Consider the following 25373-nt stretch of genomic DNA (forward strand, 5'->3'; position numbering starts at 1 on the left):
CAATGCGCCGCTGCAGATCGTCCTGCGCGCCGGCAGCGAGAACGCGCCGCCCATCATCAACCCCGACGGCAGCGGCGGGCCGGTGCCGCTCAGCTACAGCCTCAACGTGCTCTCGGCCATCAACACCGGGCTCAATGCGCAATTGCGCCTGATGGAGCAGAACGGCTCGGCCTCCATCCTCGCCCAGCCGGTGCTGTCTGCCCGCAACGGCGCAGAGGCGAGCTTTCTGGCCGGCGGCGAGTTCCCCTACAGCGTCAGCAACATCAACGGCACCACCATCCAGTTCAAGCCCTACGGCATCCGGCTCGAGATCACGCCGCGGGTCGACGACAACGGCGTGATCCGCGCCCGCATCATGAGCGAGGTCAGCGATCTCGACCTGTCGGTGATGGGCGACGCCGGCCCGGCACTGCGCACGCGCAAGACCGAGACCGAATTCAACGTGATGCAGGGCGGCACCATCGTGCTGAGCGGCCTGCTGACGCGCGACGTCAATGCTGCGATCGACAAGGTGCCCTTCCTCGGCGACATCCCGGTGCTGGGCGCGCTGTTCCGCTCGCGCCGCTTCCAGAACAACGAGACCGAGCTCGTCGTCTTCGTCACGCCGCACGCGGTGGACAAGCACACCCTCGAGCAGACCGAAAGCATGCTGCGCGCCCGCCAGCGCCTGGCGGACGTGCCGCGCGCCACCGAGCCGGACCTGGCCGCCATGCCGGGTCTGCCGGCTCCTGTGGAAGACCGCGTCGTCCCGGGCAGCCCCCTCCAGCGCGACGGCGACCATCGCTGGCAAAACAACTGACCGCGGAGCCTGCCCATCATGTTCCAGGTCACTATCCGCCACCCCGAGAGCGCACCCCGCGTCGAATCGATCACCGACACCTCGGCGATCATCGGCAAGGGCCGCGAATGCCGCCTGCGCCTGCCCGGCTGGAAGATCGGGCGCGAACACGCGCGCATCTACCGCAGCAAGACGGGGCTCTACATCCAGGATCTGGGCCAGTTCTTCGGCACCACGGTGAACGGCGCGCGCATCCAGCAGCACGGCCCGATCGCGCCCACCGACCAGATCGTGGTGGGGCCGTTCACGCTGGTCATCGAGGACAGGATCCAGGCGCAGGGAACGATCAATGATGCGCCCGCCGGCCCGGCCGACGACGCCATGGCCGCCGGCGCCACCGGGGTGTCGGAGCGGTCGGCGCCGGCGCCGGGAACGCACCAGGGGCACGCATCCCACGCGCCCCTGCCAGCGCACCCGGCACGCGCCGCACGCGCGCCCGCAGCCCCCGCCGCGCCCACCCCCGAGCAGTTCTGGCGCAAGCACCTCCACGAGGCCCTGCTCGACGCCATCGACTTGCGCCGACGCGACCTGGTGCGCATGAGCGACGCCGAGCTGCGCGCCGAGACCGAGTCCCTGCTGATCGAGCTCATCGACCAGGAAGCCGCGCTGCCCGAGTCCATCGACCGCGACAGCCTGCGCCGTGACGTGCTCGACGAGGCGGTCGGCCTCGGCCCGCTCGAGGCGCTGCTCGACGACGACTCGATCACCGAGATCATGGTCAACCGCCACGACGAGATCTACATCGAGCGCCGCGGCCGCCTCGAGCGCCACTCCGGCAGCTTCACCAGTGACCGTGCGGTGCTCGGCGTCATCGAGCGTATCGTCACCCCGATCGGGCGGCGTATCGACGAGTCTTCGCCGATGGTCGACGCCCGGCTCAAGGACGGCTCGCGGGTCAATGCCATCATCCCGCCGCTGGCCATCAAGGGCCCGGCGCTGAGCATCCGCAAGTTCGGGCGCAAGGTGCTGACCGACGCCGACCTGCTCGCCTTCGGCGCGATGAGCCCGCACATGGCCGCCTTCATGCGCATCTGCGTCGAGCAGCGCAAGAACATCCTGATCTCGGGCGGCACCGGCTCGGGCAAGACCACGCTGCTCAACGTGCTGTCGAACTTCATCCCCGACGGCGAACGCATCATCACCATCGAGGACGCCGCCGAGCTGCGCCTGGCGCACTCGCACCTCATCAACCTTGAGGCGCGCCCGCCCAACGCCGAAGGGCGCGGCCAGATCGCCATCCGCGACCTGGTCAAGAACGCCCTGCGCATGCGCCCCGACCGCATCGTGGTCGGCGAATGCCGCGGCGGCGAGGCGCTCGATATGTTGCAGGCGATGAACACCGGCCACGACGGCTCGCTCACCACGCTGCACGCCAACAGCCCGCGCGACGCGCTCGCGCGCCTCGAGACCCTGGTGCTGATGGCCGGCATGGACCTGCCGCTGACCGCGATCCGCGAACAGATCGCGTCGGCCATCGACCTCGTCATCCAGCAGGCGCGCCTGCCCGACGGCCGCCGCGTGATCACCGCCATCGTCGAGGTCGCCGGCACCGAATCCGGCCGCATCCAGATCCAGGAGCTGTTCCGCCACGAGCAGCGCGGCCGCGACGCCGAGGGGCGTGTGCTCAGCCGTTTCACCGGCTGCAACGCCGTGCCCGCCTTCTACGAGACGCTGGCCGAATCCGGCGTGCAGCTCGATCTGTCGCTGTTCTCCGAGCCTGGCAACGGAGGCGGTGCATGAACCTCGGCGTCGTCCTGGCCGTGGTAGCCGTCACCATCGCCCTGCTCGTATGGGCGCTGGTGGACATCGGCACCCGCCTGCTGCAGGCGTGGCGCGAGCGCTTCACCCGCGAGACCGGCTTTCACCTGCGCGAGCTGTTCCTGTTCGTCGATCCGGCGCGGCTCTATGTGCTCAACCTCGCGCTCACGCTGCTCGGCGCGGGCACGGCGTGGCTGCTCACCGGCAACATGCTCGTCGCGCTCGCGGTCGCCGTCGTGCTCGTCCTGTCGCCCAGCCTGGTCTTGCGCTGGCTGCGCGTGCGCCGCATCGAACAGGTCGAACAGCAGCTCCCCGACGCGCTGCAGATGCTCGCCGGCAGCGCACGCGCCGGCCTGTCGCTGCCGGCTGCCATCCGCCAGGTCAGCACCGAGCTCGCCCCGCCGCTGCAGCAGGAGCTGCTGCTGGTGCAGCACGAGCAGCGCCTCGGCGTGAGCCTGGACGACGCGCTCGAGAACCTCGCCCGGCGCATACCCGCGCAGCCGGTCAAGCTGATGGTGTCGGCCATGCGCATCGCCAACGAGACCGGCGGCGGCCTGGCCGAGACGCTCGAGCGCACCGCCACCACCCTGCGCAGCCAGCACGCCATGGAGCTCAAGATCCGCGCGCTGACCGCCCAGGGCAAGCTGCAGGCCTGGGTCGTCGGGCTGCTGCCGGTGTTCCTGTTGTGGGTGCTCAACCGCATGGAGCCCGAGGCGATGGCGCAGTTGTGGACCACGCCGCTCGGGTTGGGCGTGCTCGCTGCGGTGATCGTCATGGAATTCATCGGCGTGCTGCTCATCCGCCGCATCGTCGCCATCGACATCTGAGCCGCCCATGAACCCAAGCTCCTCACCCCTGCTCCTGACCCTCGACCCGCGCTGGGTCATCGCCGCCATCGCGTTGAGCGTCGGCCTGTCGGTCGCGCTCGTCGCCTGGCTGGTCTCGCGCACGGTGGCCGCCGTGCCGCAGCAGGACCGCATCTGGCTCGACGCCCCGCCGCCCGGCTACCGCATCGTGTGGTGGCCGGTGCAATGGCTCGCCCACTACCTGCGCGCGCTGCTGCCCGAGCGCCAGGCGCAGGCCGGCCTCGCCCGCCTGCGCCTGGCCGGGCTCGACTACGCGCTCGATGCGGCGCAGTTCCTCGCCGGCCGGCTGGTGTGGGCGCTGCTGTGCGCCGCGTTCGCGGCCAGGATGGCGGCCAGCTTCGCGTTCCCCGTGCCCTGGGCGACGCTCGCCGCGCTCGTGCTCGGCTACGTCTTCCCGCTCGTCTGGCTGCGCGACCGCATCGAGCTGCGCCGCCGCCTCACCTTCGCCGCCCTGCCCTTCATGCTCGACCTCATCACCTTGTGCGTCGAGTCCGGCCTCAACGTGAACAGCGCCATCGCCCAGGCCGTCGCCAAGGGCCCGAGCGGCCCGCTGCGCGACGAATTCGCCCGCCTGATGCGCGACATGCGCGCCGGCCGCCCGCGCAGCGAAGCCCTGCGCGACATGGCCGCGCGGCTCGACATGGCACCGGTCACCAACTTCGTCTCCACCCTCATCCAGGCCGAAGCTACCGGCATGAGCCTGGGCCCCATCCTGCGCGCCCAGGCCGAACAGCGCCGCACCGAACGCTTCGCCCGCGCCGAGAAGCTCGCCATGCAGGCCCCGGTCAAGCTGCTGTTTCCGCTGCTGTTCTTCATCTTCCCGTGCGTATTCGCGATCCTGATGTTCCCGATCGTGATGAAGTTCATGGCGGCCGGTGTATGAGCGCACGCCCTGCGTCCGCCGGCCGTGCGGCGTGCCCTGGTCACGTTGACTCGGCAGCCGGAAAGCCTGCCGCGCCCTCGCCGCTCACCCTTCACCGCGCCGAACGCTGGCTCGACCGCATGCGCGGCCTGCTCGGCTCGCCCCCGCCAGCGCCCGGCCACGCGCTACTGATCACGCCGTGCGCGTCGGTGCACACCGCCTTCATGCGCTACCCGATCGACGTCGTCTTCGTCGACCGCCACGGCCGCATCCTCAAGGTGGTCGAGACCCTGCCACCCTGGCGCGCCGCCGCCTGCTGGCGGGCAAGGCACACGCTGGAACTGGCCGCAGGCGAGGCGCGGAGGGTCGGGCTCGTGCCCGGCAGGTGGATCACGATCCCGAATTCGCCTGCACGAGCCCCGAGCGTCGTGGGAGCGGGCTTGCCCGCGAATGGCGCTGGCTCAAGCGGCGCATTCGCGGGCAAGCCCGCTCCCACAAAAGTCACGCTGGCATCGTCCGCGACTGCCTGTGGATCCGCACAGGCGCCTGCTGAAACCGCGACGGCAGCCAGCCATGATTCGCAAGCCCCCGCACAGCGCGGTGCCACCCTGGTCGAATTCGTCATCGCCAGCCCGCTCGTGCTCTTCATCCTGCTCGTGCTGATGCAGTACGCGCTGCTGTTCCACGCCAGGAGCCAGCTCAACTACGCCACCTTCGAGGCCGCCCGCGCCGGCACCGTCGCCAACGCCCGCCCCGCGGCGATACGCACCGCCTTCGACCGCGCCATGACCGGCTACCACGGTGGCGGCACCACCACCGCCGAGCTCGCCGCCTCACGCGCCAGGGCGCTCGCGGAGGCGCCGTTCACCCGCATCGAGATCCTCTCCCCCACCCGCGAGAGCTTCGACGACTACCACAGCCCGGCGCTGGCCGCGCGCCTCGGCGCCTCCGCGCGCGTGATCCCCAACACCAACCTCGCCCACCTGGACTGCCCGATCGACCGCCCGGGCTGCCCCAGTAACCCGGCCGCCAACGCCAGCGGCCAGACCCTGCAGGACGCCAACCTGCTCAAGTTGCGCATCACCTACGGCATCCCGGCAAAGAAGCAGATCCCGCTCGCCGGCCCCTTCATGGCGCGCGCCCTCGCGGCGCTCGACCCCGCCGACGGCGACGCCTTTCGCGCCGGATTGATCGCCGACGAGCGCATCCCGGTGGTCGCCCACACCGTCATGCGCATGCAGTCGCCGGCGATCGAGGCCGGCAACCCCTCGTCGCCAGGGCCCGGAAACGCGGGCAAGCCCGTCGATCCAGGACCGCCACCGCAAGGGCCGGGACTGCCGGCATGCCCAGTGACCGATCCTGAATGCACTGCCCCAACCGAGCCCCCTCTCGCACCAGCGCCCGAGCCAGGTGGCTGCGACCTCCTCACCGACCCAGGTTGCGGGTCCCTGCCTTCATGTCAGGCGCCTGCGGACTGGCTGAATGGCATCAGCACCACCTCGAACACCCCATGACCACTCGTCCGCCCCCATGATCACGGCCCACCCCTCCGTCCGCACCCTGCTCGCACACTGCCTGCTCGTACCCGTGCTCGGGCTTTTCCTCGCCCTCCCTCCGACGGCCTTTGCGGCGACGTCGAGCGGCAGCTTTCTGCCCGCGACCAGCCAACAATCGCGCCCTCAGTCGAGCGCGTCCGACCCGAACTGCATCTCGATCGACGGCGGCGACCCGGCGGCCGCGCACCCCTGCGGCGAGTCGCCGCCGGCAAGCCAGGAGAGCCCGGACGGTGTCGCCCATGGGGCCGGCAACCCGATCGACGTCATCACCGGCAACAAGTACCAGCGCGAGACCGACCTACCCGCGCTGCCGGGCGTGCTTGGCATCGAGATCGTGCGCCATTACAACAGCGCGCAGGCCGGCACTGATGCGCCGCTCGGACTGCTCGGGCGCGGCTGGCGGTTGTCTTACGAGACGGATCTGCATGTGACGGGCGCGCAGTTGCACATCGTCCAGGCCGACGGCACCCGCCTGGTGTTTGCGCCCGATCCTGCCCAGGCGGGCCACTACCGCCACCCGGACCCCACCCGGGGCTGGATCTCGGCGAGCGCCCGAGCCGGGACTGGCCCTAACGTGCCGTTCCATCGCTGGACCTGGCCCGACGGGCGCACGCTGGACTTCGATGCGCGTGGCAAGCTGATCCAGATCCGCATGCCCACCGGCGAATTCCTCAGCCTCGCGCGCGGCCTCGATGGCGAACTGGTGAAAGTGACCGATCCGCAAGGCCGCAGCCTCACTTTCGAGTACGCCTCGCGCAGCAGCCGCGGTTTTCGGGGTGTGGTGGCGATCACCAGCCCGCTCGGGCGCTTCGCCTATGCGCACCAGAACGAGCGTGCGCTTCCCGGGCTGAGCAACCTCGTCGCCGCCGGCCACCCCGACGGCACCGTCCGGCGCTACCACTACGGCGCCGACGCCGGAGAAGCGGCGCCGGCCTGGCCGCACCACCTCACCGGAATCTCCCTCACTGTCCCGACTGCCGCTCGAGCCGCAGGCGAAGCGGGCGAGCGGCGCCTATCGACCTACGCTTACGACCGCGCCGGGCGTGCGGTCATGAGCGTACGCGGCGCACCGCGCACCCTGGACGACTCCGGCCAGCCGCGGCCGGGCACCGGCATCGAGCAAGTCGATCTGGAATTCGCGGCGTCAGACCGGACCGTGCTCACCAACAGCCTCGGCCAGCGCACCACCTACCGCCACACCCGCATCCACGGCGAGCCCCGCCTGCTGGAGGCGATCGGCCCGGGCTGCGCGCGCTGCGGCGAGACGAACGTGCGCTACCAGTACGACAAGCGCGGCCGGCCCGCCCGCATCACGCGGCTCGATCCTGCAGGCAAGCCGCTCGCGGCCACGACCCTGGTGCGCGACCACGTCGGCCGCGTGCTGAGCAGATCGCTGCAGCCTTTTGTCGGTGGCAAGGCGCTGCCCGAGCGCCTGCTCGCCCGCTACGAGTACGCCGACGATTCGCCCCGCCCCGTCCTCATCGCACGCCCGAGCGTCGTCCCGGAGCGCGAGCATCGGCTGCAGCTCAGCCACAACGATGCAGGCCAGGTCACGCGCATGGTGGAAAGCGGCTTCAGCCCGCTCGATGCGGACGGCGCGCCGATCGAAGACCCGAGCCGCGCAACGCCGATCGAGCGTGGCAGCACCTTCAGCTACAGCCGGATCAACGGCCGCTCCGTCCTCACCGCCACCGACGGGCCGCTACCGAATGGCCCCGTAGGCTCGCCAGCCGACTCCGACATTTCCACATTCGAGTGGGATGCCGCGGGAAACCATTTCACTGCACTCACCGTGCCCGGCGGCCGACGCAGCACGCTCGAGCACGATCCCGCGACCGGCATGTTGAATGGCGTACGCAATGTCGAAGGCTTCGGCACCCGCTACACCTACAACCTGCGCCTGCAGCCGACGACCGTAAGCCTCGAGGGTCCCGGGCAGACACCCGCGCAGACACAGCACTTCGAATACGACGCACTCGGGCGCGCGGTCGAAGCGCGCAATCCCTCTTCGCCGGCCGCGAACTGGCTTCAGGAATGGGACGAGCACGGCCACCTGCGCTGGCACGCCAGCGCCCTCGGCGTGCTCGACACCTTCCGCTACGACACCGAAGGACGGCCGCTCGAACGCAGCCGGCGCAGCGCAAGCTTCGAGCAGACCAAAACCCTGCGCTACGACGCGCACGGCCGACTCGCCTCGGCCCGCGACAACGCCGGCCGCGGGCGCAACTGGCACTACGACGCGCGTGGACGCCTGCAATATGCAATCGACACCGACGGCCTCATCCACCCCGCACAAGCAGAAGCTGCGCCCCGCGCCGAGGATGCGGCCCCTCCGGTCTCCGTTCGTCAGCTCCGCGACGACTTTGGCCGCATCGTCTGGCGAAGCAGCCCCGACAGCGGCACCGTGCGCCACGAATACGACGCCTTCGACCGCCTCGTCGCCATGCGCGACGCCCGCGGCAACGGCGCCCGCTACGACTACGACCCCTGGGGCCGCATCCAGCGCCAACGCATCACCGATGCGCGCAGCGGCACCTTGGAAGAAACGCAGTGGCGCTACGAAGGCCGCCGCCTCGTCGAACTCATCCATCCCACCCAGCGCGAACGCTACGAATACGACACCCGCGGCCTGCGCACGGCGCGCATCGTCACCCTGCCCAGCGAGCGCGGCGAGCTGACCATCGTCATCCGCTACGAGCACGACGATCGCGGCCAACTCGTCGCCACCACGCTGCCCGACGGCAGCCGCATGCACTATGTGCGCAACGGTCAGGATCAGGTCGTGGCACTCAAACGCGACTCGGTCGGCGCTTCGTGGTCAATCTGGCCGGCAAGCGAGCAGAACATCGCGGAAGGCTTCGAGCGCGACCTCGCCGGCCTGCGCAGCTATGTCAGTGGCAACGGCATCCACACCCTCCTCCAGCGCAGCCGCGAGGGCGTGCTGGCCCGCATCGTGCATCGGCGTGTTTCACCACCGCTGCTCGAGACGGCAGCCACATCGCCGATGGAGCTGCTCGGCCGCAGCACGCGGGAGATCGCCGAGCGCCTGCTCGGCATCGCGCCCGCACACGCTCAGGCGGACGACACCAGCACCAAGGCGGAAGCCGACGTCACCAACAAGCAAGCGGAAAGCGCGGCCCTGCCCGGCGCCCTCGGCCTCGCTGACGACCCGGCCGCGCTGCTCGACCATCGTTACCTGTGGGACGTGCGCGGCAACCTCCTCCACACCCGCCAGCACGCAGCCGCCGACGGCGCCCAGCCCACCGCATCCGGCCACGCCTACGACCGGCAGAGTCGCCTGCTGACAACCGTCCGCTGGCAGATCGGTGATCAGCCCCCCCGCGAGGAAGCCGTCTGGCGCTTCGCCTACGACGCCACCCAGCGCCGCGTCCTCAGCCAGCAAGGCGGCCGCTCACAGCACGAGCTGAGCGCAGGCACGCAGGCCGCTCGATTCGAGCCCGGCACCCACCGGCGCGCCGACTCGTCAGCCCCCGCTGTCTACACTTCCAGCGGCCAGCCCCAGCGCGTGGGCGTTCGCGAATACGACTGGGACGCCCGCGGCCGCCTGGTCGAGGTCCGCGAGCGCGGTAAGGTACTGGCCCGCTACAGCTACGGCCACCGCGGCCTGCGCAACACCCGCCAGGTCGGCGAGCGCACGATCCACACGGTCTACGACGATCACCGCCAGCCACTCGCCGAACTCGACGCCGGCGGCCGCATCCTGCGCCAGTACGTCTGGCTCGCCGACATCCCGCTCGCCGTCATCAACACCCCGCAGGGCGTGGCGCCCGCGAAGCACAACGACACCGGAACGATGCAATTCGCGGACGGACTCTTCCGCATGATCCGCGCCGCATTCACGCAAACGGAGCGCATCGTCTGGCTGCACTGCAACCACCTCGGCGCCCCGGAACTCGCTACCGACGCCACCGGCCAGGTCCTCTGGCGCGCCACCTACGCCCCCTTTGGCGCAGCCACCATCCAGTCCCGTGACTTCACACTCGACCTACGCCTGCCCGGGCAGGTCTTCGATGCCGAGACGGGGCTGCACTACAACCGCGCGCGCTACTACGACCCCGAAGCGGGCCAGTACCTCACCCCCGACCCGCTCGGCACGCCGGACGGACCGAACCCGTATGCGTATGTGGCGTTTAATCCGCTGAGGAATGTGGATCCGGATGGGTTGATTTTGTTTGCGTTTGATGGGACCGATAACTCATGGGACGACCGCGAGCGCGAACGTCTCGGTGGGTCTGACACCAACGTTGTTCGATTCTTTCGCCTCTATGCTGATGGCAACAGGAACTATGTATCAGGTGTAGGCAGCTGGCACTACGAGGATGGACGAGCCAACTACCTTGGTGAGGCCTATGAAGACATTCTGCCAAAGGGACTCGGCCCCGTGCCGGACCGGGGTGGCAACTTTACAGGGCGCGCGCGCATCGAGCGGATGTGGAAGTACTTCGTCGACGAGGCCGAAGCAATAGACGACAAGAATGTGATGGACATAGACATCGTCGGCTTCAGCCGCGGCGCCGCCCAAGCGCGCGATTTCGCGAACCGCCTGGCCCAAGCGCTCGTTGAGCATGAAGGTAGGCAGATGATCCAGTACTCGGCCGTCGACTCGAAAACCCGGCGCGATGTCATCCGCTGTCAGCCGGTCAATCTTCGCTTCATCGGCTTGTTCGACACGGTTTTGAGTACCGACCTGCCATTCAGCTCGGACTACCGCCTCTCCATTCCTGGCGAGTTCGACTATGTGGCACACGCGGTGGCGCTGAACGAATATCGCAGTCAGCCGATCGGTTGGAACGTAGGCGGCTATCCCTTCAATGCCGCCTTCTGGAACGATACCCGCCGCAATCTGGACGAGGATCTGCACCAGGGCGGTTTTCCGCTGGAGTCGATCGGTGCGAGCAGTCTGACGCCTAGCCAGATCCGGATCGAGCGCGGCTTCATCGGGGCGCATGCCGACATCGGGGGGGGTTACGAGGCCGGCGAAAACCAGTTGTCCTTCGTAGCCTTGGACTGGATGGTCAAACAGGCTCAACTCGCTCAGGTGAAGATGAGCATCGCCGACCTCGTTCCCATCCCTACCACCAACCCCCTCCTCCATGACCAGAGCAACAGCCTGCGCATCGGCCATCCAGACAATCCGGACAAACACTACATCTCTCGGGAGATCAGCGAGGGCGACAGCACACGCACCGAATGGGAACTGCTGCGCGCCGAGGATCGCGAGGTGCGCGGAGCAGTGAGCGGCACGACCCAGCGCACGATGAACTTCACCGCCTTCGGCCCCAAAGACAGGAGCATGACCAATGCCGAGACACATGAGTACATCTCATACTTCAACCGGTCAGTCAGCAATAACGCCGATGACACGTGGAAGGACCTAAAGGGCAACCAGACTGGAACCGTTGACATTGCCGGTTATATGGACTGGCTCAAAGCCAACGGCTACGCCTTCACCGACCGATGACCCAGCATGAAAACAAAGGATGTACCGAACAATGCAAATCCCTAGTTCCTCGACCCAACTCCCCTCCCCCATTCGACGCATGCTGTTGCTGTCGGGAGGCATTGCCGTGCTAAGCGGCTGCAGCTTCAGTGGCAGACACACAAAAGCGAAGCCAAGGGAACCACTGAGCGCAGGAGATTCGCAACTGAAGCACAAATTCCGGGGGCTTCAGGGCGGACAACTAAGAGTGGACTCCCTGTTCCAGGTCAGAGGACTGAACATCTTCAACGAACATGGACGCTTGTTCTTCGCCTCCGCAATCATCACCCCACCGCACCGGACAAACGCGAGCTACGGCGCCGACTTTGGCGTTCCGAAGTTCTTGCGCGTGGAATGGCGCGACAAGACGAAAATGGAGCCAGACGGCGCACTCAAGCGCGGCTTGCCCGATGGCGCCTTTTACGGCGGCAACATCCTCGGCAACTACACCGTCCCCATCGCCTCCCGCATCCCCGATTCACTTCTCGAAGACAAGCGCCGCAACGGCGGCGGCTTTCGGCTGAAGATCCGCATCCACGCCGATGGGCCGCTCATCGGCTGGGATCTTGAACGTGGCGTCGGCACGGGGCCTGACGGCTCAAAGTTCCACCACGCCGGCGGCGATTTCCAGGAGGCCTACATTTATCAGGGCGAGGTGCTGCGCAAAGGCTGGTTCATCCACCCCAGGACGGGCCAACGCATCGAAACCGACCACTGACGCGCATCCACATGACATCCATCAAGACAACCGCCTCCCGAGGCTGGCGGCCACTCACACACGCCATCGCACTTTCAATCACGCTGCTCGGCGCAGCAGTCGCCCACGGCCAACCCGCAAACGTCCCTCGACAAGCCCCAGCTCCCGACCAGGCGCAGATTCAGCAAACCCTGCGTGCCACGCTGCTGTGCGAGTGGCCGATGGAACAGGCAGCGCCGGGATTCGGTGAGTTCTGGTACGCCCATCGGCATCTGGTGAAGGAGCACGAGGCGAACGCAGACGATCGCGCCCGCGCACGCGACAGTGAGGACGGCACGAACACACTCGGCGCCTTCAAGGTGTTCGGCATCCATTTCGACGAGATCAAGGTTGCCAGCTTCATGGGCGGTGGCGCAGGCCTGGCGTGGAGCGCCGCGGGCGACAAGGAGGCCCTGCTCGCCGAGTTGCGCAAGCTGGGCTATGTGTTCGAGGCGATCCCGGCCCCGTTCCGCAGCGCCGAAAGCGCCTTGCAGGGGCGCCTGCCGGATGAAACCGGGGTGCGGGCAATCCTGATTCTCGATGGCCGGCTGGAAAGCCTTGCCGGCCCGGTGAGGCCCGGCGGCTTCTCGTTGCTGTGCCGGCCCGATCGCGGGGCTTGAGCAAAGCCACCATCCGAGTCTGCCCGGGCAAGCGGCAAATCCACCTATCGTCCCGCAGAGGCTTGCCACCACTACGCACTCCCCGAATATGCTTTTCGCATTTTGATGCTATCATGCGCCGCCATTTAGCTTCGTCGGCGCCATGCCTCTGACCCTCTACCAACTAAAGCCCGCCTTCCAGTCCCTGCTGCGCCCCCTGGTGGCACGCCTCGCACGCCGCGGCGTCACCGCGAACGTGGTCACCACCGTGGCGCTGCTCGGCTCCGCCACCCTCGGCACCCTGCTCGCCCTCTATCCCGGACGCACCGCCCTCTTCCTGCTGCTGCCGGTCTGGATGCTCGTACGCATGGGCCTCAACGCCATCGACGGCATGCTCGCGCGCGAGTTCGGGCAGCAGAGCGCGCTTGGTGCCTATCTCAACGAGCTGGCCGACGTGGTCTCCGACGCCGCGCTGATGCTGCCCTTCGTGTTCGTGCCGCCTCTCGGCTGGGCTAGCGTTGGTGCGGTGATCTTTCTGGCGACGGTTTCCGAGATGGCGGGTGCGCTCGGGCCGATGGTCGGTGCGCCGCGGCGCTATGACGGCCCCATGGGCAAGAGCGACAGGGCCTTCGCGTTCGGGGCGCTCGCGCTCGCCGTAGGGCTGCTCGACGGCCTGCCGGGGTGGGCCTTCTGGCTGATGCCCGCCATCGGTTTCGCCATCTTCATCAACACCATCAACCGGGTCCGCAACGGCGTCCGTGCAGCCCGTCGCGTCACGCCCTGCACCGACGCAATCCACTCTGCCCCGACCCACTCCGACGCAGCCCAATCATGAACATCACCCAGCGCACCTGCGCCGAAATCCCGCTCGCGGCGCCCTGCCAGCCATGAAGATCGAACGATTCCTCGGCGCCGCGCTGTGCGGCCTCGCACGCGTGATCACCGGCGCGCGCGCAATCCACCACGCCGCACAAGGCGCCGACCCGGCCGGCGAGCCGAGCGTCTACTACGCAAACCACCGCAGCCACATCGACTTCCTGCTCGTGTGGGCGGCGCTGCCGCCCAGGGTGCGCCGACGCACGCGGCCGGTGGCCGGCGCCGACTACTGGCTTGCCGGCCCGCTACGGCGCTACGTTGCGCTGCGCATCTTCCGTGCGGTGCTGGTCGAGCGCGGTGGCGCCGCGCATGCGGCCGCCGATCCGCTCGCGGCGATGCACGCGGCGCTCGACGCCGGCGAGTCGCTGATCGTCTTTCCCGAAGGCACGCGCAACATCGGCGATGCGCTGCTGCCCTTCAAGAGCGGTATCTTCCGCCTCGCCCGGGCGCGCCCGGGGCTGCGCTTCGTTCCGGTCTGGGTCGAGAACCTGGGCCGTGTGATGCCCAAGGGCAGCTTCATCCCGGTGCCCCTGCTGTGCGCGCTGCACTTCGGCGACGCGCTCTGCCTGGGCGACGACGAGGCGCGGGGCTGCTTCCTCAACCGCAGCCGCGACGCGCTGATCGCGCTCGCGCCACCCGCCGCGTGACCGCCATGGACGTCTCCGCCACCCTCGTGTGCATCTTCGGCGCCGTGTTCGTCGTACTCGCCGTGGCCAGCGCCATCGGCGCCATCCTCAAGTGGCGCAGCGGCTTCGATCAGCCCCACGCCACCATCGACAACCTCAACGCCCGCCTCAAGGCGTGGTGGATCATGATCGGGGTGATCGCGGCCGCGACCTGGGCCGGGGCGTGGGCGGTGATCGGCCTGTTCGCGCTCGTCTCGTTCCAGTGCCTGCGCGAGTACGTCTCGCTCGCGCCCACGCGCAAGGGCGACCACCGCGCGCTGATCTGGAGCTTCTACGTCTTCCTGCCCCTGCAGTACTACCTGATCGCTGCAGGCTGGTACGGCCTGTTCTCGATCCTGATCCCGGTCTACGCCTTCCTGCTGCTGCCGATCTCGGCCTCGCTCGGCGCCGACACCGCACGCTTTCTCGAGCGCAGCGCCAAGATCCAGTGGGGACTGATGATCTGCGTGTATTGCCTGTCGCACGTGCCCGCGCTGCTCACGCTCCAGATCCCCGGCTACGAGGGGCGCAACCTGCTGCTGGTCGTGTTCCTGCTGCTCACCGTGCAGTCGAGCGACGTGTTCCAGTACATCTGGGGCAAGCTCCTCGGCCGCCACGCGCTGTCGAAGCAGATCTCGCCCTCGAAGACGGTCGAGGGCCTGGTCGGCGGCGTGCTGAGCGCGACCGCGATGGGCGCCGCGCTGTGGTGGATCACGCCGTTCAGCCCGCTCGAGGCCGCGTTCGTCGCGCTGGTCATCAACACGCTGGGCTTTTTCGGCGGCTTCGTGCTCTCGGCGATCAAGCGCGACCGCGGCGTCAAGGACTGGGGCCACCTCATCGAAGGCCACGGCGGCATGCTCGACCGGGTCGACTCGCTGGCGTTCTCCGCGCCGGTGTTCTTTCACCTGCTGCGCTACGGGTGGACGCTCTGAACCACCCATGACCGTGTTCCAGCCCCACCTCTGGAGCACCCCCGCTACCGTCCCATCTCCTGCAACTGAATGATGAGCATCGCCAGCCGCCGGCGCAGTTGGCGGCGGCGCTCGCTGCCTTCTTCCAGCGCCGCGATCTCGGCCCGCAGCGCGGCGATCTGCTTGCGCAGCCCGATCTCCGGTGGCGTGAAGCCGGCATTGCGCAGCACCTTTTTGACCATGCGCTGCTCGGGCGAAACGAACAGTTCGTCGTCGAACACCAGCGGCCTGCCGGCACCTGGCAGGTTGGCGAAGTCGCCATTGCGCTCGGCGTCCAGAATGCGCTGCTCTGCGAGAATGTCGAAGATCGAGGCCATTCGAGGCGACGGGTTCAGCGCGCGCCAGGCAGCCCGGGCCAGTCGGCGGCCGCGAGCGCGAACTTGTAGGCGAACGCGCTCCACGAATCCCCGCGGCGCAGCGCGTCGATGAAGCCGGCGCGGTCGGTGACCCAGCTGCCGCCGACCACGGTGACCCCGCGCGCGAACAGCGGATCGGGCAGGCAGCCGGCGCTGGGGCCGATGAGCACGATGCGCTCGGCACGGCGGCAGTGGGCGAGCATGGCGTCCACCGTTTGATTGAGCAAGATGGTGCTGGTGGAGAGCACCTTGTTGCAGGCTTCGAGCTCGGCGGCGTCGAGGGTGACGCGGTAGCCTTCGTAGTGGCCGGCGTAATCGGGGTTGAGCTCGATCACCGTGAGCCGCGCGCCGGCGGCGGTGACCTGCTTCAGCAGCGGCGAGAACAGCCCGACCATGCCGACATGGTCGCCCGCCTGCGGCGCGATGCCGCCGATGGAGTCGGTGGCGCGCGGCGGGGCGAAGCCCATGCGGTCCATCACCGTGCGCGACAAGGCGTTGCAGGCGGCAAAGCCGAGCGTGCGGCGCAGCGCGTGCGCGGCGGCGTCTGCCATGCGCGCACCCGCGTCCCCCGCGCCGGCGTTCCCATCGCCAGCGTCCCCTGTGCGCAATTCCACTGAGCCCGCGCCGCTTGCACCCACCTCCCCTGCATCACCCATCCGGCTACCGAACGGCGGGTCAGCAAACGCCCGCGCCAGTTCCAGCGCATCCATACCAACGATGCCGCCACCATCTCCTGAATCGATCAGGCGCTGCAAGGTGTCGTCGAGCAGCACGTATGAGATCCCGAGCGCGCCGTCGTCGAGCTCCAGCGCGCAGAATTCGCCGTTCTTCGACGCGGCCGCCTCGGGCGGCGGCAGGTGCAGCGCGCGCACGCGGGGGATGGGCTGGCCGGCGGTGGCGCGCTCGAGTTCGGTGACGAGGTCGGTGGCAAAGCTCATGAGGTTTCTCCTCGGTGCAGGCCCGCGCGCACGGCAGCGGCAGCGGCCTCGGGGCTGAGGGTGCGTGCGCGGTTTTCCGGATTGCGCAGCGCGCCGGGGAAGTAGGTGGCGGTGAGGCTCTTCGAATGCACCGGCGAGCCGCCGGCCTCCAGCCCCTCGCCGCGCTGCGGCCCGCCCGCGCTCGCACCCCGCGCTGCGTCCGCGACGCCGTCGACACCCGCAGCCCCCGCAGCGCTCACCCCAGCATAGCGCCGCCAGTCGCGCACCCAGTGGATGTCGTCGGTGATCTCGAGCAGACCGATGGTTTCACGATCACCGATGAGGATGCCCTGCACGCGCAGGCCGCACGCGCGGCGCACGGCGTGCAGCCGCTCCACGAGCGCGGGCGTGGCGCCGAACTCGCCATCGGAAGCGATCAGCAGGTCCGCGAGCTGCCATTCGGCCTCTTCCAGCCGAGCGATCGCACGCTCGAGCGGCGCCTCGATGTCGGTGCCGCCGCCAAAGCCCTGGGCGAGAAAACGCGCCAGCCTGCCGACGCCTTCGATGTCCACGCCCACGGTCAACTCCAGTACCTCGTCCGGGCCGCCGAACGCGAACACGTGGCAGGCACGTCCCTGCGCATGCGCGCTGCGCACCGCCTCCAGCACCACGGCCTTGGCCACCGCCTCCGCCCCTCCGCGCATCGACCCGGAGGTGTCGACGCAGATCAGCATCGGCCCCATCTCCAGGCGCATTGCCGGTGCCGGGCGCGGGCTGGGGCGCAGCATGGGCGCCGACGCTTTGCGCACCTCCTGCAGGTGGTCGTCGTCCTCGTAGGCCAACAGCGTGCGCTCGGCGTGGCGCGCGTGCCACACCAGGCGCAGTTGCGGATGGCCGAGCAGCATCGCTTCGGCCGGCAACATGCGCGCGATGCGCCCCGAACGATGCACGCCACGCGTCTCGCCTGGCAGCTCGGGCACGCGCAGTCGACGGGCGACGCTGGATTGCACCTCGGCCGGCTCGATCACCGTGTGCAGCGCCTGGCTCATTTCGGCTTCGTCCACGGTGGGACGCGCACGGCCCAGGCAGCGGATGATGCGGGCGAGCTCGGGGAGGCGCTCGATCAGCCGCCGGATGCGCACCACCTCGCGCCACTCGCTGCTGCGCAACAGGCCGCGCAAGGCGTCCCAGCGCGTGTTCTTGAGCAGATCGCCGAGATCACCGAAGGCGCCGATCAACTCATCGAGCTCGCCGCAGCGTTCGGCCCAGTCGGCGGCGAAGGCCTCCACCGCCATGGCGTGCGCGCCGGCCTCAGAGGCGCCGCGGTCGCGGTAGTCGACGATAAGGTCGAGATGAAACAGCAACCCCTGCAACACGGTATCGACGAGCTCGTCGCGGCCCGCGCAGTATTCGGCCAGCTTCAGGTGCGAGAAGGCCTCACGCAGACTCGCCTGCAGCGCGGACGCCGGCCACGCCGGCAAGGGATCCGGCAGCGCCCCCCCCAGCAGCGCGCCGCGCCAGGCCTCGAGCGCCACGAGCCGTGACACCAGCTCGCCGCCGGCATGCGTCATCCCGCCCAGCCACAGGCTGCGCGGCAGGCGCTCGAGCGCTGCGAGCGGCGCCTCCTGCGCCTCGAAAAGCCGGGGCGTGACGGCGCGGGCGGCAGGGGTGCTCACGGCCGGGACTCAATCGGGAAGGGGTTCGTGCTCGACCGCCGGTGGCCGGGCGCCGTCCGCGTCCAGCCGTGGCAGGGCCTCGAAACCGACGCGCGCGTCACGGGCGCGGGCCTCGAGCGCATCGAGCGCCGCGCCCACGCCGGCCAGATTCGCGCTCGCCGCGGCCACGAAGCCAGGGTCGGCCCACAAGGCCTGGGCCGCCCACGCCGCGAGCGATTCGCACCGCGCGGCCAGCTCGTCGCGGCACGCAGCCAGCCGATCCAGCAGGCTGTCGATCTGCCAGGTGCGCGCGGTGATGTGCAGCTTGCCGTAGCGCCGTTTGCGCGCATACGTCATGCGCAGCGCGGCAGCGCCGCCCTTGGCGTCGCCGATCGCCCCCGCCAGCGCACCCGCCTGCCCGGCCGTACCCGCATCGCGCAGGGCCTCGGCCGCCTGGGCCGCCGCATCGACGGCGGAAAAGCGCAGCCGCCCAGCCTCGTCGTAGTCGAGATCGTTGGCCTCGCGTTCGGCCTTGAGCTGCGCCTCGAAGGCCTCCACCACCCGCGTCAGCCGCGGCGGCGAAAAGGCCTCACGGATTCCCAGCCGGGTCGTCAGCCAGTCCGACACCGCCTGCTGGGCTGCGGAGTCTGCCGCAATGCAGAAGGGCACAAGACCAAGATCCCACTCCGCCACGGCCGCCCTGCCCTCGCTTGCCGCAGCCGTGCGCAGCAAGTGTCCAAGCTTGACCCAGCGTCGGTCCGACACGTAGTGCTGCTCGCCCGCCAGCCAGGCGCGCAATTCGGCCAGCCGGGAGAGCACTTCATCCGGCAAGGCAACCCGCTGCGCCGAGGCGATCAGCGCTTCCCGTTCCGCGGCCCCAAGCTGGCACATGCCCGCATGCGGGAAAACGTCCGTACTTCCACATCCATCATGCTTGAGCAGCTCACGGAATCCTTCCGCGCTCACCGGCCCCACCACCAGGCGGAGCAGGAAGCGGTCGAAGAAGGCCTCCGCCACCTCGTCTTCCGGCACCTGGTTGGTAGCGCCGATCACACTGATCAAGGGGCAGCGCAGCCGGCCGGCGCCGTTGTCGAACTCGCGCTCGTTGAGCAGGGTGAGCAAGGCGTTGAGGATGGCGCTGTTGGCCTTGAACACTTCGTCGATGAACGCAACTTCGGCATCGGGCAGGAAGCCCGCAACATGGCGCTCGTAGCGGTCTTCCTCGAGCGCGCGGATCGACAGCGGGCCAAACAGCTCTTCGGGCACCGTGAAGCGGGTGAGCAAGCGCTCGAAGTAGCGCGCCTCGCGAAACGCCAGGTGGATGCGGCGCGCCAGCGCACTCTTGGCTGTGCCGGGCGGGCCGATGAGCAGCGTGTGCTCGCCTGCGAGCGCGCCGAGCAGGCTCAGGCGCAGCGCCTGGCGGCGCTCGACCAGGCCGGATTCGAGCACTTCCAGCAGACGGGCAAGCTGTGCGCGATCCATCTACCGGCTCCGCTCAGGCGCGCGGCCCGTGCGTCGCGTCGTAGGCGTGCGCCCTCAGCGTGTCGAGGTCGACGATGCGCAGTGCCGACTCGTGGGTGGCCTCGAGGACCACCGGTGGGGCCACGCCCGCCGCGAGCGCCTCCTTCCAGCGCAGCGCACACAGGCACCAGCGCTCGCCCGGCTTCAGACCTGCAAAGCGGTACTCGGGCCTCGGCGTGGACAGGTCATTACCCACCGTACGACAAAAGTCGAGAAAGGGCTCGGTGACCCGCACGCAGATGATGTGACGGCCGAGATCGTCCGGCCCCGTTTCGCAGCACCCGCTGCGATAGAAGCCGGTCAGTGGCGCATAGCTGCAGGCGAGCAGTGCACCGCCCAGCACGTTCTTCGATCCATTCATGCCCACGCGTCCTACTCAAGGTGTCGATGATCAACGGCCGTGAAGCCTTGGCTGCTGCACGCGCCCCTCTCGCCATTTCAGGCGTCCATTGTAGCGCCACGATCCAGCGTGAACGTCCTTCGCGCTGCGCGCATCGCGTACGCGAGCCAGCCCCCCCGGTGATTGGTGGCGAAACTGGCACGCCCTCGATCGGGCTGCCACGAGAGCGTGCCTGTCATCATGGTGCCGTGCACCGGACGAGCATTGTTTCTGCTATTTTTCTCCCTTTCTGTCGAATCACACTTTCATGTCCGACAAAGCCGAACCTACCCGTGAATTCATCAGCACGGCACAAGCTGCGAGGCAACTCGGCCTGTCGCTCGGCGCCGTCCAGCAGATGGTCGAATGTGGAACCCTGGCGGGCTGGAAGACGGCCGGCGGACATCGGCGGATTCGTCAGGACTCCGTGGATGCGCTGCTCTCCAAGGCCCGGGGTCCCGGTCTGCAGCCGCGCGCAGGCAGCGCCAACAGCAAGCTGCGCGTGCTGGTAGTGGAGGACGACCGCCTGCTGCAGAGCATCTATCGCGAAAGCTTCGCAGCCTGGGAAGCACCGCTCGAGGTACGGATCATCGGCCACGGCCTCGACGCGCTGGTCGAGGTCGGCCGCGAGCCCCCCGACCTGCTGATTGCCGACTTGCGCATCCCCGGCATCGACGGTTTCGAGATGATCCGCCGCCTGCGCGAAAACGCGCTCTCCAGCGACATCGCCATCGTGGTCGTCTCGGCCTTGAGCGCCAAGGAAATCGCCGCCGCAGGCGGGCTCCCACAAGACATCACGGTGTATCGCAAGCCGATTCCCTTCCACGAACTGCATGGTTACGTGCAGGCACTGATCGCACAACGTCGGCGCCAGCGCAACGCGGGCTAAGCGCTGCTCCCGGCCGATGCGCACGCCCCTCGCCCTACGCCAGTTGAGCCTGCGTGCGAAACTCATCGCGATCTTCATCGCGATCAAGGTGGTACCGCTGGTGCTGCTCGCCCTGTTTGCGTGGAAGGCCGCGTACGAGCTCGGGCAACTCGTCACCGCGCGGGTCGTCACCCTGTCGGACGTCATGCGCGACACGCAGTTGCGCACCGGCCAGACAGCCATCAACGACGCGATCGAGGCTCTCGACGATCGCGCGCGCGACGCCATTGAAACGCTCACCACCGGCGCTGCGCGCGAGATCGCTGCGTTTCTCTACGATCGCGACCAGGACCTCCTGCAAGCGTCAAAGATCGCCCCTGACGCGACCGCCTACGCCAATTTCCTCGCCACCCACCAACGTCTGCTCGAGGATCACGGCCCCTACGTGCCAGACAGCGACGGTGAGCGCTGGATCGAACAGCAACCGACGCCACGCAACCTCGAACTCGTGCGCGCCCCCCATCCGGACAACGCCACCAACTTCCACTATCGTGCACCGGACACCCGCGCCCGCCTCATCCTGCGGCCACTGTTCCTCGAAATGACCTTCGTCGACCGCAGCGGACACGAGCGCATCAAGGTCTTGAGCGAGACGGCTCGCACCCTGCTCGACAGCGGCGTGCGCGACATCAGCCGGCGCGAGAACACCTTCGTGCGCGCCGAGGACTACTGGCCCGCACTGCAGGCCTTGCGCCCGGGCGAGATCCACGTCTCGCGCGTCATCGGCGCCCAGGTGCGCACCCACTGGATCGGCGACTACACCCCCGCCCGCGCGCACGAGCTCGGCCGCGAATTTCGCCCGGAAGAGTCGGGCTATGCCGGTCTGGAGAATCCGGTCGGCAAGCGCTTCCGGGGGCTGGTGCGATGGGCCGCCCCCGTGGTCCGCGATGGCGAGATCATCGGCTATGTCACCCTCGCGCTCGACCACGCCCACCTGATGGCCTTCACCGACACCCTGCGCCCGACGGCAGAACGACGCGCGTCGATCGCGGACCCAGCCTCAGGCAACTACGCCTTCATCTGGGACGATCTGGGACGCAACATCTCTCACGCACGCGACTACTTCATCCACGGCTACGACCCCGAGACCGGCGAGATGGCCGCGCCCTGGCTGGACACCGAGCTGTACGACCGCTGGCAGGCCAGTGGACTGAACTGGCAGGCCTTCGCGGCCCGGCTCAATGCCTACGAGGATCAACGGCTCAGTCGCACACCTCATCCGGAATCCACCGCCTCCGGGCTGGTCGGGCTCGACTGCCGCTACCTCAACTTCTCGCCCCAGTGCCAAGGCTGGCACGACGTCACCGAGCACGGCGGCTCGGGCTCGTTCGCGATCCACTTCAGCGGGCTCAACAAGCTCACCACGGTGGCGACCATCCCGTATTACACCGGGCAGTATGGTCGCAGTGCGCGCGGCTTCGGCTACGTCACGATCGGCGCCAGCATCGACGAATTCCACCGCGCCGCCACCGAATCCGGGCGCCGCATCAGCGAGATGATCCAGGTCGCCGATGCCTTCAACCAGCGCGAACGCGACAACCTGGTCGCCAACATCGATGAGACCCTGAAGCAGACCGCCACCGGACTGGCCCTGTCGACCCTGCTGATGGTGATCGCCGTCATCCTGATTGCGATCTGGATGGCCAGCCTGCTGTCGCGGCGCATCACCACCGCGGTCGACGGCATTCACCGCTTTCAGCAAGGCGATCTGGACCACCGCCTCGCGGCCGATGGCGGCGACGAAATGGGCGAGCTCGCACGCTCGTTCAACCGCATGGCCGATGCCGTTCAGGGCTCCATCCAGAGCCTCGAGGAGGCCCGGCTCACCGCCGAGCAGGCCAACCGCATCAAGAGCGAATTCCTCGCCAATATGTCGCACGAGCTACGCACGCCGCTCAACGGCATCATTGGCTTTGCCGAACTGCTCAGCCTGGAACTAAGGAACCCCGAGCAGCGCGCCTGCGCCGAAACGATCCACCACAGCAGCCAGCATCTGCTCGCCGTCCTTAACGACCTGCTCGATCTCGCCAAGGTTGAAGCCAACCGCCTCACCCTCACCCCCAGATCGTTCGAACTCTGCGCGCTACTCGAGGCCGTCGCCAAGTTGCACAAGGTCAATGCCGGCGCCAAGGGCGTCGCCCTGGTCACCGAGTTGCCCACCCACGCGTGCGCCATCGACGGCGATCCGGTACGGATCCGGCAGATCATCGAGAACCTGCTGTCGAACGCGGTGAAGTTCACCAGCGAGGGCCGGATCACGCTGAGCCTCACCCAGGACATGAACGACGTTTTCATCTCGGTCGCAGATACCGGCATCGGCATCGCTGAAAGCGAACTCGAGCACGTGTTCGCGCCCTTCTATCAGGCCCACTCCTTCCTCAACCGCCCTCATGGCGGCACGGGCCTTGGCCTGACCCTGTCGCGTCGCCTTGCCGCCCTCATGGGCGGAGAGATCAGCGCGCAATCGACGCCCGGCGTAGGATCGCGCTTCACCGTCCGACTGCCACGGCATCTCAAGTCATCAGAAGCACCCCAGACACCATGAACACGCTCGCCTTCATCATCGACGACAGCGCAGTAAACATCGCCGTCGCACGTCTGCTGCTGCAACGCCTCGGCTGGACAGTGGAAGAGTTCTCGAGCGCCATCCCGATGCTCGAACGCCTCACCCAGGTAGAACCGGCGTTCATGCTGCTCGACATCTCCATGCCGGACATGGGTGGCGAAGAGGCCTGCCGGCGCATCCGCAGCAACGCCGCATGGAACGAGGTCCGCATCGTCGCCTATACGGCCCATGCGCTCGAAGACGAACGCCAGGACTATCTGGCCTGCGGTTTCGACGACATCATCACCAAACCGATCACCGTCAGCTCACTGACCGCTGCCGTCGGCCGGGCCCCCGTCAGCCCCGGAACCCCGGCCTGACGCAAGGGACCACGCACGATGCCAATCGACTCAGCCAAGCAGCCCGAACATTTCGACCCGGCGGCCCTGCGTCGCGACCTGTTCGACAGCACACCGGCCTTACTCAACGTGCTGCACACCTTCAACCCATGGCTCACCGACATGCACGGCCAACTGCGAGTCGCAGTCGAAGCAGCCAATACGACTCAGATCGCGGGCATCATCCACACCCTGCGTGGCGGTCTCGCCCAACTGCGCGCCCAGGCCGCCGTCGACCTTGTGCGCCAGCTCGAAGCCGCCTGCAAAGCAAACCCGACAGCCCCCTTGCCGTCCGACCACCCCAGCCTGCTGGCGCTGGAAACGGAACTCGAAGCCCTGTCTGTCGAATTGACCCAGTTCCTGCTCGCTGTGCAAGCCGTTGTGCCGCCGCAGCAAACCTAGCCAGCACAAAACACTTTCACCCGCCAAGCCTTGCGGCTATACTGCCGGGCTTTCGCGGACAGGTGGATGAGTGGTTTAAGTCGCACGCCTGGAAAGCGTGTTTGGGATAATATCCCAACGCGGGTTCGAATCCCGCCCTGTCCGCCAGAACCCCTGAAAAAGCCCTGCAAATCATAGACTTGCAGGGCTTTTTAGTTTCTCCAACGTCATTATCGAACGGCGACCACAGATGCAGACGAGGGGCGCCACTCGGTCAGCGGATCGGTTGGATCAGCTCGCCCCCTTCGTTGCGCAAACTCCCCACCGCGGTCGCCTCGTCCTTCGCCCACGAGGGCACGAGCCCCGAGCGCAGCCGATGGATTCACCCGCTCGCCGCTCGACCGCTGCCGGACCACCGGTAGCCACTGCATCGGTGCCTCGTTGTGGCACGGGTGAGTTCGAAACCTTCAGGCTCGGCCTCGAAGAGCGCGCGCGCAAACGCGAGGCCGGACCGTGGAACGCATGGCATCCGCACACGGCCGTTTTCCTTCAGACCTCGCCGTCGGTCGGCGCCCCAAACCGTTCGTGAGTTGCGCCCTCAAGCAGCATTCCCCCGAATTCCGCGCATAAGTCATTATGGCTTTGAACACATATGTTTTTGTGCAATCATTCATCTTTGGAACGTAATGACACGGAATTCGGCATGGCGAAAAAGCACAGCGGCGAGGGCACGCCACATCCCGTCCGTCAACATGAGCCCGTTGGGTTGGAGGCCATGCAGCCAGCCACCTTGAAGGAACTGCGCAAGGGCGCGAAGCGGACGCAGGAAAACCTGGCGAAGGCACTGGGCGTCGGCCAGGACACGATCTCGCGCCTCGAAAAGCGCAGCGACATGCTCCTGTCCACCCTGCGGCACTACGTCGAGAGCGTCGGCGGCCAGCTCGCGCTGGTGGCGACGTTTCCGGATCAACACGCAGTGATCATCGATCATCTCGGCGAGAAGAGAACTGCCAAGAAGCGTGGTGGCGGCCGAGGCAAGTCCGCTGCCGACGAACACTAGGGATCC

General features: G+C 68.1%; 20 protein-coding genes, 1 tRNA gene and 1 pseudogene. 17 read left to right on the forward strand and 5 right to left on the reverse strand.

The window, feature by feature from the left end:
- From RBT54_RS15520 to RBT54_RS15570, 11 genes and pseudogenes are all read left to right on the forward strand, one after another.
- Window positions 1-799: pseudogene (locus tag RBT54_RS15520) on the forward strand (type II and III secretion system protein); the annotation flags it as partial.
- Window positions 800-817: 18 nt separating this feature from the next.
- Window positions 818-2578 (forward strand): ATPase, T2SS/T4P/T4SS family, encoded by a 1761-nt coding sequence (locus RBT54_RS15525; protein WP_320367966.1) that lies wholly within the window; start codon window positions 818-820, stop codon window positions 2576-2578.
- Window positions 2575-3423 carry a type II secretion system F family protein gene (locus RBT54_RS15530; protein WP_320367967.1) on the forward strand — a complete coding sequence of 283 codons (849 nt, stop codon included), beginning with the start codon at window positions 2575-2577 and terminating at the stop codon, window positions 3421-3423. Before RBT54_RS15525 ends, RBT54_RS15530 begins: the two co-directional genes overlap by 4 nt.
- A gap of 7 nt (window positions 3424-3430) precedes the next feature.
- Window positions 3431-4345: a type II secretion system F family protein gene (locus RBT54_RS15535; RefSeq protein WP_320367968.1), complete on the forward strand. Its 915-nt coding sequence runs from the start codon at window positions 3431-3433 to the stop codon at window positions 4343-4345.
- Entirely contained in the window at window positions 4342-5838 is a 1497-nt protein-coding gene (locus tag RBT54_RS15540) for a DUF192 domain-containing protein (protein ID WP_320367969.1), read from the forward strand. The genes RBT54_RS15535 and RBT54_RS15540 overlap by 4 nt, the downstream gene beginning before the upstream one ends.
- Window positions 5839-5854: 16 nt before the next feature.
- A complete protein-coding gene (locus RBT54_RS15545; RefSeq protein ID WP_320367970.1) occupies window positions 5855-11362 on the forward strand; it encodes an RHS repeat-associated core domain-containing protein in 5508 nt (1835 codons plus the stop codon).
- Window positions 11363-11588: 226 nt separating this feature from the next.
- The gene (locus tag RBT54_RS15550; protein WP_320367971.1) at window positions 11589-12098 is read left to right on the forward strand and encodes a hypothetical protein; all 510 of its coding nucleotides are present in this window, start codon (window positions 11589-11591) and stop codon (window positions 12096-12098) included.
- Window positions 12099-12109: 11 nt separating this feature from the next.
- A complete protein-coding gene (locus RBT54_RS15555; protein ID WP_320367972.1) occupies window positions 12110-12736 on the forward strand; it encodes a hypothetical protein in 627 nt (208 codons plus the stop codon).
- 142 nt (window positions 12737-12878) lie between these two features.
- Entirely contained in the window at window positions 12879-13550 is a 672-nt protein-coding gene (locus RBT54_RS15560) for a CDP-alcohol phosphatidyltransferase family protein (protein WP_320367973.1), read from the forward strand.
- A gap of 52 nt (window positions 13551-13602) precedes the next feature.
- A complete protein-coding gene (locus tag RBT54_RS15565; protein WP_320367974.1) occupies window positions 13603-14238 on the forward strand; it encodes a lysophospholipid acyltransferase family protein in 636 nt (211 codons plus the stop codon).
- A gap of 5 nt (window positions 14239-14243) precedes the next feature.
- Window positions 14244-15188, forward strand: a complete 945-nt coding sequence (locus RBT54_RS15570) for a phosphatidate cytidylyltransferase (RefSeq protein ID WP_320367975.1) — start codon at window positions 14244-14246, stop codon at window positions 15186-15188.
- 44 nt (window positions 15189-15232) lie between these two features.
- Here the strand turns inward: RBT54_RS15570 and RBT54_RS15575 are convergent, their stop codons facing one another.
- Genes RBT54_RS15575 through RBT54_RS15595 form a run of 5 tightly spaced genes read right to left on the reverse strand, consistent with a single transcriptional unit; the run spans window position 15233 to window position 20037 of the window.
- On the reverse strand, window positions 15233-15544 hold the full coding sequence (locus tag RBT54_RS15575) for a DUF1992 domain-containing protein (protein ID WP_320367976.1): 312 nt from the start codon (window positions 15542-15544) through the stop codon (window positions 15233-15235).
- Between the two features lie 14 nt (window positions 15545-15558).
- Window positions 15559-16521, reverse strand: coding sequence for a Rossmann-like domain-containing protein (locus RBT54_RS15580; RefSeq protein WP_320367977.1), 963 nt, complete (start codon window positions 16519-16521; stop codon window positions 15559-15561).
- On the reverse strand, window positions 16518-18176 hold the full coding sequence (locus RBT54_RS15585) for a VWA domain-containing protein (protein ID WP_320367978.1): 1659 nt from the start codon (window positions 18174-18176) through the stop codon (window positions 16518-16520). The genes RBT54_RS15580 and RBT54_RS15585 overlap by 4 nt, the downstream gene beginning before the upstream one ends.
- Window positions 18177-18185: 9 nt before the next feature.
- On the reverse strand, window positions 18186-19637 hold the full coding sequence (locus tag RBT54_RS15590) for an AAA family ATPase (RefSeq protein ID WP_320367979.1): 1452 nt from the start codon (window positions 19635-19637) through the stop codon (window positions 18186-18188).
- Between the two features lie 13 nt (window positions 19638-19650).
- Window positions 19651-20037 carry a DUF2237 domain-containing protein gene (locus tag RBT54_RS15595; RefSeq protein WP_320367980.1) on the reverse strand — a complete coding sequence of 129 codons (387 nt, stop codon included), beginning with the start codon at window positions 20035-20037 and terminating at the stop codon, window positions 19651-19653.
- A gap of 286 nt (window positions 20038-20323) precedes the next feature.
- On the opposite strand from RBT54_RS15595, the gene RBT54_RS15600 reads away from it, so the two are divergent.
- From RBT54_RS15600 to RBT54_RS15625, 6 genes are all read left to right on the forward strand, one after another.
- Window positions 20324-20944, forward strand: coding sequence for a response regulator (locus RBT54_RS15600; RefSeq protein WP_320367981.1), 621 nt, complete (start codon window positions 20324-20326; stop codon window positions 20942-20944).
- 16 nt (window positions 20945-20960) lie between these two features.
- Complete coding sequence (locus RBT54_RS15605; RefSeq protein WP_320367982.1) at window positions 20961-23528, forward strand: sensor histidine kinase; 2568 nt, start codon at window positions 20961-20963, stop codon at window positions 23526-23528.
- Complete coding sequence (locus tag RBT54_RS15610; RefSeq protein ID WP_320367983.1) at window positions 23525-23908, forward strand: response regulator; 384 nt, start codon at window positions 23525-23527, stop codon at window positions 23906-23908. Before RBT54_RS15605 ends, RBT54_RS15610 begins: the two co-directional genes overlap by 4 nt.
- Window positions 23909-23926: 18 nt before the next feature.
- Window positions 23927-24328 carry an Hpt domain-containing protein gene (locus RBT54_RS15615; RefSeq protein WP_320367984.1) on the forward strand — a complete coding sequence of 134 codons (402 nt, stop codon included), beginning with the start codon at window positions 23927-23929 and terminating at the stop codon, window positions 24326-24328.
- Between the two features lie 56 nt (window positions 24329-24384).
- Window positions 24385-24475 (forward strand) — tRNA-Ser (locus RBT54_RS15620).
- Window positions 24476-25010: 535 nt separating this feature from the next.
- Window positions 25011-25367 (forward strand): helix-turn-helix transcriptional regulator, encoded by a 357-nt coding sequence (locus tag RBT54_RS15625; RefSeq protein ID WP_320367985.1) that lies wholly within the window; start codon window positions 25011-25013, stop codon window positions 25365-25367.
- Window positions 25368-25373: the final 6 nt, after the last annotated feature.

The organism is Thauera sp. (genome assembly GCF_034003485.1).
Taxonomy (GTDB): domain Bacteria; phylum Pseudomonadota; class Gammaproteobacteria; order Burkholderiales; family Rhodocyclaceae; genus Thauera.